We start from the raw sequence: 7,503 nt of genomic DNA, 5'->3' as shown, positions 1-7,503 counted from the left end.
CAGGCTGGAGAAACGGTCGATCGAACCGTCGAGAAGACGGGGGACAAGGTTGAGGACGTCACGGATGCAGCCACGAAGTAACCAGGCGCGTGCGGGAATGAAGCGATCCTCGAACTCAGCCTGATGTCGGCGGTGATCCTGGTTTTCGCACTGGCGTAGGTCGTTGCGAGCAAGAGGTTCCGGCCGAGCGGGCCGGGCAGTCGGTCGATCGAACGGCCGAAGTCGATTTGCAGGCGAGTATCGACGGAAGCCAAGTGATCGCCGGCGGAGTCGAAAACGTCGCATCGGTGAATACAAACTGGTGATCAAGGCCGCCGAGCAGCATTGCGACTCCATCTGATCATCTGAAGGACCGAACCGCTCCTCGGAAAGCCCCGGCTTCCGAGGAGTTCCGACATGCGAGAGGAGACACAGATGGACGCCGAAGTCAAAACGAGAGCCCCGCAGCTTAGGAATCGGGTCGTGAAGGTCGCGAAGTACTATGATCCACGCACTTGGAAGGAGAAAGGTCTGTGGTGGACTGCAGGGCTATTTGTAGTGACCTACCTGGTGGTTATGGTCATCTTGGGTGTCGTTTGGTCGCGCTCACCCGGATTTATTGATGTCAATGAATACGCCATGCAGCAGGTCGGGCAGGATTCGACCAAGCTTGTGCCCGGAACCATGACTACCGCAGCGGCCAGTGCGATTGGCGAGACACTTTTGAATAAACCGGGCGGCTACCTGACGAACGACATTACGCCTCCGGGGATTTTCCTGGACAATATCCCGAACTGGGAATTCGGCGCCTTGACCGAGCTTCGCGATTTATCGCGCGCCTTGCGCAATGACTTCAGTCGGTCGCAAACGCAATCGGTGGAAGACGTCGATCTCCAGACTGCGGAGCCGAAGTTCAACTATGATTCTCATTCCTGGATCTTCCCATCATCCGAATCGGAATATCGCGACGGGATCGCGGCGCTGCAGCGCTATATGGCGCGACTTTCCGACGATAAAAAAGGTGATGGGGAGTTCTTTGCCCGCGCCGACAATTTGGCTGCCTATCTGCAGGTCGTTGCAAAGCGTCTCGGCAGTCTTTCCCAGCGGCTGTCCTACGCCGTCGGTCAAGCCCCGCTTGACACGGCCTTGGCCGGCGATGCCAGCGCCGCGAAGGCATCGCCTGCCGCCGGACAAACCTGGAAGAAGACGCCTTGGCTCGAGATCGACGATGTTTTCTTCGAGGCTCGGGGCTATACCTGGGCGCTGCTCCGGACCCTGACAGCCATGGAGAAGGACTTCGCCTCGGTTCTAGAAGACAAGAACGCCCTTGTGTCCCTGAAGCAGATCGTGCGGGAGTTGGACAATACCCAGAACATGATCTGGAGCCCCATGATCCTCAACGGTACCGGTTTCGGACCTATGGGCAACCATTCCCTGGTAATGGCCTCTTACATCTCCCGCGCGAATGCGGCAATCATCGACCTTCGTCGGCTCTTGATCGAGGGCTAGCAAAGAGCCCGACAATCGTGCCCTCCTCGGACAGAGGGCGCCGGAAAGGCCATGGAAGCCTAAACATTGCATGCGTTCCCATGAGAGAGACCGAGCCATGTTGCAAAGTGACGAGCAAGCCGGTCGGCATATCGCCGGCAGCAGAACAGGTGTTCATTCAGAAAATGACTTGGCAGAACATCTCTTTGTCCTACTGGGTGTCTTTCAAGAATACCAAAGCAGCGCAATCGCCTTGGTACGTCTGCGCACCGCCGTCCTTCGTGATCCAGGCCTGGCCTCGGTGCTGCGCCCGTCATTGACGGACATGCAAAGGGCTAATCAAGCCCTCCGCAAGGAGGTCATGCAAATGCAGCACGATATTGCCGCGCAGATGGCTCACGACCTGGGTCATGGCGTCGGCGCGAAGCCGCCATCCGAGCCAGCGCCGTCGTAACCCCTTACGACTTCAGGTTTTGCGGCGGGCCACAGATTGCTGGTTGGCTGGAATATCGATGTTGTATCCGGCGAGCTCGCGATCGAGCCTTTCGAGCCGATCGCGGTCAACTTCACTCTGACTGCGTCGGTTCCGGTCATCCGTGATCGGCTCCAGATAGGCCGCGAACCAGAGGTCGTCCCCGTTCTCCCTGCGTTGACGGTCGTGGAATTCAGAGGACGCCTCGCAGTCGGTGGCGAAGCGGGTCAGCGCACGGCTGACCAGATCGTAGAGATCCAAGTAACGTGACCGGGCAGTCTCCAGCGCCTCCTGAGTGCGCAGCAGCCCTTCGTTCTGAAGCTCGAGCTCGATTTGATGCACGCGCAGCTCGTGGATCAGGCGTTCGGCTTCCTCTGGCGTGAGCGCTCGGGGGAGGCAGGGCGTCGGATGTCGGTAGGCGATCTTCGGCTCGTCGGCGCAGCCGCGCCGAGGTCTCCTCGCGGGATGAGGCGTGGTGCGGGATGCCCGTTTCGCCCGGATCCTTCCTGTCTTCCGAATCATGGGGGTCGGTCATGGTCGATCCTCGGCCGTCAGGGGCGATTCGTTGGGTGGATGTGCGCTGCGGTCCTCGCGCCGTCCGTTTCGTTCAGACGGAATGGGCGGTGGAAGGGGCGGGTGGCCGAGACCACCCGCAGGTCCGTATCCAGCACGACCGGGGGTCTCGCACCGGAACCACGATCGCTTCGGTGAATCCGGCGCGAGCTGCTGCACAAGAACGAAGGCCATGCCGGTCTGGATATCGCGCGGAATGGCTGAAAAGAATGCTCGTCGTGGTCACGGTGTGTCTCCACCGGGGCTCATGATTGCAGCGTCGGCCTGCTTGCCTGACCTACCGGCGAGATTACAATCGAGTGTAGCGGCGACGCCGGCAGAACTCTGTTTGGAAGCGCACATAGGAAGAAGATGCCAAGCGCGCCATACTATCTTTTCCCGATAATCAGAGCGAGGTCGCCGGAAATCTCTCATGCCCATCGCCAGCCCGAGCCCGCGCCAAAACTGTCTGCTCGCCACCCTGCCCGAGCCCGAGTATCGCAAGCTGCTATCCCACCTCGAGCTGGTCACGCTGGTGCTCGGGCAGACACTCCACGAGGCCGGGGGCAAGTTGGATTACGTTTTTTTTCCGACCACGGCCATCGTGTCCCTCCTGTATGTCATGGAGAATGGCGCATCTGCGGAGATCGCCGTGGTCGGCAATGACGGCATCGTCGGCATTGCACTCTTTATGGGCGGGGAGACCATGCCGAATCGTGCCGTGGTGCAGAGCGCCGGGGAGGCGTATCGGCTTGGCGGGTCGCTGTTAAAGCAAGCGCTCACGCGTACCGGAGGGCGTCGCGAAGGGGTCCTGCCGCCGCTGTTGATGTGCTACAGCCAGGCTCTGCTGACCCAAATGGCGCAGACCGCCGTCTGCAATCGTCATCACACGGTGGACCAGCAGCTCTGTCGCTGGCTGCTGCTCAGACTCGATCGTCTACCCTCCAACGAGCTCCGGATGACTCAGGAGCTGATCGCCGGCATGCTCGGTGTGCGGCGCGAGGGTGTGACCGAGGCTGCCGGGAACTTGCAGCGTGCAGGGTTGATCGACTACAGCCGGGGCCGAATCACGGTGCTGGATAGACCGGGCCTGGAAGCGCGGGTGTGCGAGTGCTACGAGGTGGTCAGGAAAGAGTATCACCGCCTGCTTCCCGAGGTGATTCCTCCACGTTGAGGGCGTCGAGGGTCGCACCGATCGCCGCTTCTGGTTAGAAATGGGCCCTATCCGATACTGCCATGCACATCGGCTCGGCGCCGCTCCGGGCTCTGTTCATGGGTCCCGTACCCCAACCTGCAACGGCTCCGTTGCAGGCGTCCAATGTGCGCCACCGTACGGATGAAGTGCTCAGCGCGGGGTAGACTGATAGTGAGACATCAGATTGGATGTCGGGTGGCGTGAAGGCAGACGGCTCTGTGTGGGCGATGCCGGCAGTCAAGCATCGATATTGCCGCCGGAATTTCAGTAGCCTGAATTTCTAAACCACTTCTACCATGGGTAACGACAAATGAACAACATCTCCACAAGTGCGCTTTTCGGCACCATGGCTTTGGTGTTGGTGCTGACACTCGCGGCCTGCAGCACCGCATCGAAGTATGAGCCGGCGCCAGCCGCCGCAGCCCCGATGTATGAGCCGAAACCAGACCGCAATTAATTACTCCCCATTGTCGACCGTATTTGCTGTTAACTTGGAAATTGAACTTCTCAAGTTGACGGCAAATGCCGAGGGAAATTCCAGGCGACTCGTGTCTGGAGTGTAGCGTCGTGATTTCTATTCAATTCCGGCCCGCTGCGATTGCCTTCCCTACCATCCTCCTCGGCCATACCGGCCTGATTTTCGCCGCCTCCTCGCAGCCGATCTTTTATGACGCTCAGGGATCCGTTTCGAGTCCGCTTCCACCCGAATATTCGATCGACAAGGACGGGTCCGTAACGCTGCGAATTTGCTTTAACTGGTCGTGTGCGCGCAGACAGACGATGACTTTTACGCTCCTCAGGGGAGATCTGTGACATCGGCTTGCTACCAACGCCGGGGGCTACTTCATCACCTCGCGCCAGTCCCAGCAGCACGGAGGCTGCGCCGTGCAGCTTTCCCTCATGTTCAAACACATAAACCTTGGTGTTCACCTTATCGACAATCGCGAATGGAATGTTGAGATTGTCTCTTGAGCTGACAACCCAATCCGCAAAATCCCGTGTCCTGCGCAATGCGCTCTCTGCCTCAAAGTCGGCCTGCCCGGAACCATTCGCTCTAGCCGTTTTTTGTTAAAAAATAACGGGATATCCGCGTCTTCAGAGTAGTCTTCAAACATCGGGTTAGCCCTATGAGCGACAATGTCTGTCTCCTTTGCCAGGTGCGTGCTGCAACCGGAAACCAACAGACCACCACACATGCCTAAGACCATAGAGATGATATAATTGTTCTGAGGGCGTCGCAGCCGGGAATCAGGCTGCCGCGTCGTCGTCCGCTCGGTATCTCGCGACGCTGACCCTGGTGGTGATCTCGATGGGTACATCGGGGAGAACGTGATTTGAGGTACGTCGAGGACTCACCATCACTTTGGTCGGGGCTTATCTGTTTGCCGCCGCTTTCGTCCGGCGGTGCCTGAATAGCTGAGGCAGGGCGATGACTCCATTAGGAGAAAGCCCGTACAACAGCGGCACGGGCGGTCGACGAACATTAGCCGGCGGATCGCTCCGCCGGCCCGAGGTCAACACAGAGGTCACCTCGAAATCCGGTTCACATGCTACCGATGGTCACTGGCTTCTTCACTTGACTGTCGACAATGGTGTAGCCAGTGATTTCCGCGACAGTCGACGGCATGTCTCGCGTGGACGTTGCACTCACGGCGGTATTCGCGTCGTCGCGGGCTCGCCCGCTGGCCGTTGCCGGTTGTGCTGAATCCTTATCTCTGTTCCGCCGTCTGGCCCTGCATCTGCTGCTTTGCCATTTCCCGGGTCTCGTCGACGCTCAACTGCCGAATCTGGACGCGAGCCTCACCTGACTGATTGAACTGAACCTGTGGCTCGCCTTCACTCGCAATCTGAGCCACCGGCTGGGCCGCGTTGTAGCGAACCTGCGGCTGGGTTTCGGAGATGTTCACGGTCTGGGAAGCTTTGTCGATGTCGAAACGCGGTTTAGCGACGAAACCCGCTACTGTCTGTGCGCCACCGAACGCAGGCGGGTTCCGGTACCCTTCTGCTGTCAATCGCTGCCGATGGGGATTCGAGTTGGTGGTCAGAGCAAGAAACGTTTCTCGGAGCAGATCAATGGCAGACAATAGAAGAGCGCGGAACATGGCGGGGTTGGGGGTCTGCCTCGCCAAGCGCCGGATTCGTTCGGTTCCGATCAAAAAACGGACGCGGCCGAGCAGTCGAAAACGCCTCGCCGCGACCCTCGCGAGCGCGATCGTGTGGCTCCAGCCGGCGAAGGCCGACGACCAGCGGCGGCTGCAAACGGGGGATGCCCTGATCTCCTCCCGAATCGAAGGAACGCACGACCGCCCCGTGGTCTTCATCTGATGTGCCGCTGCTGGTTCTAGTTGCGTCCGATCATCAGGATACCGCCGAGCGGGAAGCACTGTGGCTCGAGATCCAGCGCCGAACGGCCGCTCTTTCACCGCAGGGTGAGTTGCAGGTGGCGCAAGGCAGCGGACATTTCATCCAGGAGGATCACCCTGAGACGGTCGTCGCCGCGATCGAAGCGGTTTTGGCCGCGACGGGGACCGACCTCGGGGATTGCAAGCAGCCGAGCAACGCGAGCGGCGAGCCGCCTGAGAAGTCGAAGTAAGATAATGACCTACTTGGTCTCGAACACGAAAAATCTGCAAGGGGACGCCGCTGATCCTCACATCAACGAAGCGGTAGACTCGCAATGGTTGAAAGGACGACTATTCTGGATGGGAGTCTATGCGTCGTTTGCGAGACCACGGCTCGCCCGAGGAAGCAGGAGCAGTAACATGGACAACAGCATCTGGTTTTGGCTGATCGTCGGTGCGGTATTCGCGTTCGCCATCCTCAAGACCCATGCCGAGCATCGCGCCTACGCGACCGCGAAGGATGCCTACCGAGATGCCCTCGCGGCCTTGGCCGACGACCCGGCCAACACCGCCCTGCGCCAAGATGCTTTGCGCAAGGGCCGCGCCCTCACCGCTGCCGGTCGGCGCATCAATGCAGGCGCCAAGACACCGCGCGTGAGCGTCCATGATGAGCGGGCCATCCGCAACGATCTCGACGCCATCTACGCGGGTGCAGCGCTCGCACCCGCCGGCATCGCAGAAGGGCTTGCCAGGCTCGCCGCGCTGCACCGCGAGGGCGTGCTGACCCCGGAGGAGCTTGCCCGCCTGAAACGACAGATCACCAATCGGTCGAGCGGAGTCGAGGACGTGATCAGGCTTCTACGTGGGCTAAAGGCCCTCGAGCGCGAGGGCGTGCTCACCGAGGGCGAATTCGACATCAAGAAATGGGACATCCTCTCCAAGCGGCTGCTGCGCAAGGACTGACCTACCGACCGTGGATCTCGTGCTGGAGCGCGGGCAGCACGGCCGGTCGCAGACCGCTGATGTAACCCTGGATCGCGCTGACGACTTCTTCCGGTGCCTCCTGTTCAGGACGCGCGTTACCCACATGGAGGTGCAGCTAGATCGGGATGGAGCGGTTCAGTTCCCGCGCCCAATCGACGATGAAGGTGGTGGCGGCGGGATAGAGGTCGCGTTCGCGAAAGGGCGAGGGATCGAATGTCTCAAACAGCTGTTCGATCCGCGTAATTCGGATGTCGATCGCAGCTGGAAGCAGTGCTGTTGCCATGGTCGATACCTTCAGAACGTTGGGGGTTGTCGTGTTTTAGCGGTGGGTCCAATGCCTTGGCTGCCCGGCCCCGGGGTGCCGTCACAGCCGTCGGTCGGCGCCCTGAACCCTTGGCGTCAGGATCGAAGGCAACCCGCTGGAATGCGGTGTTGTGCGCAACGGGGAGTGGCAAACCAGGCGGACCTGCGGGCCGGCGTGCCAGGTGGGT

At 60.1% G+C, this 7,503-nt stretch carries 9 protein-coding genes; 5 read left to right on the top strand and 4 right to left on the bottom strand.

Features of this window, described 5'->3' with window-relative positions:
• A partial coding sequence (locus GPT33_RS15535) for a hypothetical protein (protein ID WP_296810583.1) occupies positions 1-254 on the bottom strand: 254 nt, incomplete at its 3' end.
• Positions 255-414: 160 nt separating this feature from the next.
• Between GPT33_RS15535 and GPT33_RS15530 the strand changes: the two genes are divergently transcribed.
• Positions 415-1,488, top strand: a complete 1,074-nt coding sequence (locus GPT33_RS15530; RefSeq protein WP_296810581.1) for a DUF2333 family protein — start codon at positions 415-417, stop codon at positions 1,486-1,488.
• A 97-nt stretch (positions 1,489-1,585) separates the two neighbouring features.
• Positions 1,586-1,921 carry a hypothetical protein gene (locus GPT33_RS15525; RefSeq protein WP_296810578.1) on the top strand — a complete coding sequence of 112 codons (336 nt, stop codon included), beginning with the start codon at positions 1,586-1,588 and terminating at the stop codon, positions 1,919-1,921.
• 12 nt (positions 1,922-1,933) lie between these two features.
• Here GPT33_RS15525 and GPT33_RS15520 read toward each other — a convergent pair whose 3' ends face one another.
• Positions 1,934-2,281, bottom strand: a complete 348-nt coding sequence (locus GPT33_RS15520) for a hypothetical protein (protein WP_296810575.1) — start codon at positions 2,279-2,281, stop codon at positions 1,934-1,936.
• A gap of 643 nt (positions 2,282-2,924) precedes the next feature.
• Between GPT33_RS15520 and GPT33_RS15515 the strand changes: the two genes are divergently transcribed.
• A complete protein-coding gene (locus GPT33_RS15515; protein WP_296810574.1) occupies positions 2,925-3,665 on the top strand; it encodes a Crp/Fnr family transcriptional regulator in 741 nt (246 codons plus the stop codon).
• Positions 3,666-5,395: 1,730 nt separating this feature from the next.
• Here GPT33_RS15515 and GPT33_RS15510 read toward each other — a convergent pair.
• Positions 5,396-6,007 carry a hypothetical protein gene (locus tag GPT33_RS15510; protein WP_296810572.1) on the bottom strand — a complete coding sequence of 204 codons (612 nt, stop codon included), beginning with the start codon at positions 6,005-6,007 and terminating at the stop codon, positions 5,396-5,398.
• 5 nt (positions 6,008-6,012) lie between these two features.
• Between GPT33_RS15510 and GPT33_RS15505 the strand changes: the two genes are divergently transcribed.
• Both GPT33_RS15505 and GPT33_RS15500 read left to right on the top strand, forming a co-directional pair.
• Positions 6,013-6,279 (top strand): alpha/beta hydrolase, encoded by a 267-nt coding sequence (locus GPT33_RS15505; RefSeq protein ID WP_296810569.1) that lies wholly within the window; start codon positions 6,013-6,015, stop codon positions 6,277-6,279.
• 169 nt (positions 6,280-6,448) lie between these two features.
• Positions 6,449-6,991: a hypothetical protein gene (locus GPT33_RS15500; protein WP_296810567.1), complete on the top strand. Its 543-nt coding sequence runs from the start codon at positions 6,449-6,451 to the stop codon at positions 6,989-6,991.
• Between the two features lie 136 nt (positions 6,992-7,127).
• On the opposite strand, the gene GPT33_RS15495 is transcribed toward GPT33_RS15500, so the two are convergent.
• Entirely contained in the window at positions 7,128-7,295 is a 168-nt protein-coding gene (locus tag GPT33_RS15495; protein WP_296810564.1) for a hypothetical protein, read from the bottom strand.
• Between the last annotated feature and the right edge of the window lie 208 nt (positions 7,296-7,503).

Origin of the sequence: Thiocapsa sp. (genome assembly GCF_011390875.1) — a bacterium.
GTDB lineage: Bacteria > Pseudomonadota > Gammaproteobacteria > Chromatiales > Chromatiaceae > Thiocapsa.
Note: the sequence above shows the minus strand (reverse complement) of the source record. Positions and strands in the feature narration are given on the sequence as shown.

What these genes read in the sequence shown, in the direction of transcription:
- GPT33_RS15510 (WP_296810572.1), bottom strand. Translation starts at nt 6,007, where the DNA reads ATGAAGACCACGGGGCGGTCGTGCGTTCCTTCGATTCGGGAGGAGATC.
- GPT33_RS15525 (WP_296810578.1), top strand. Translation starts at nt 1,586, where the DNA reads ATGTTGCAAAGTGACGAGCAAGCCGGTCGGCATATCGCCGGCAGCAGA.
- GPT33_RS15495 (WP_296810564.1), bottom strand. Translation starts at nt 7,295, where the DNA reads ATGGCAACAGCACTGCTTCCAGCTGCGATCGACATCCGAATTACGCGG.
- GPT33_RS15515 (WP_296810574.1), top strand. Translation starts at nt 2,925, where the DNA reads ATGCCCATCGCCAGCCCGAGCCCGCGCCAAAACTGTCTGCTCGCCACC.
- GPT33_RS15530 (WP_296810581.1), top strand. Translation starts at nt 415, where the DNA reads ATGGACGCCGAAGTCAAAACGAGAGCCCCGCAGCTTAGGAATCGGGTC.
- GPT33_RS15500 (WP_296810567.1), top strand. Translation starts at nt 6,449, where the DNA reads ATGGACAACAGCATCTGGTTTTGGCTGATCGTCGGTGCGGTATTCGCG.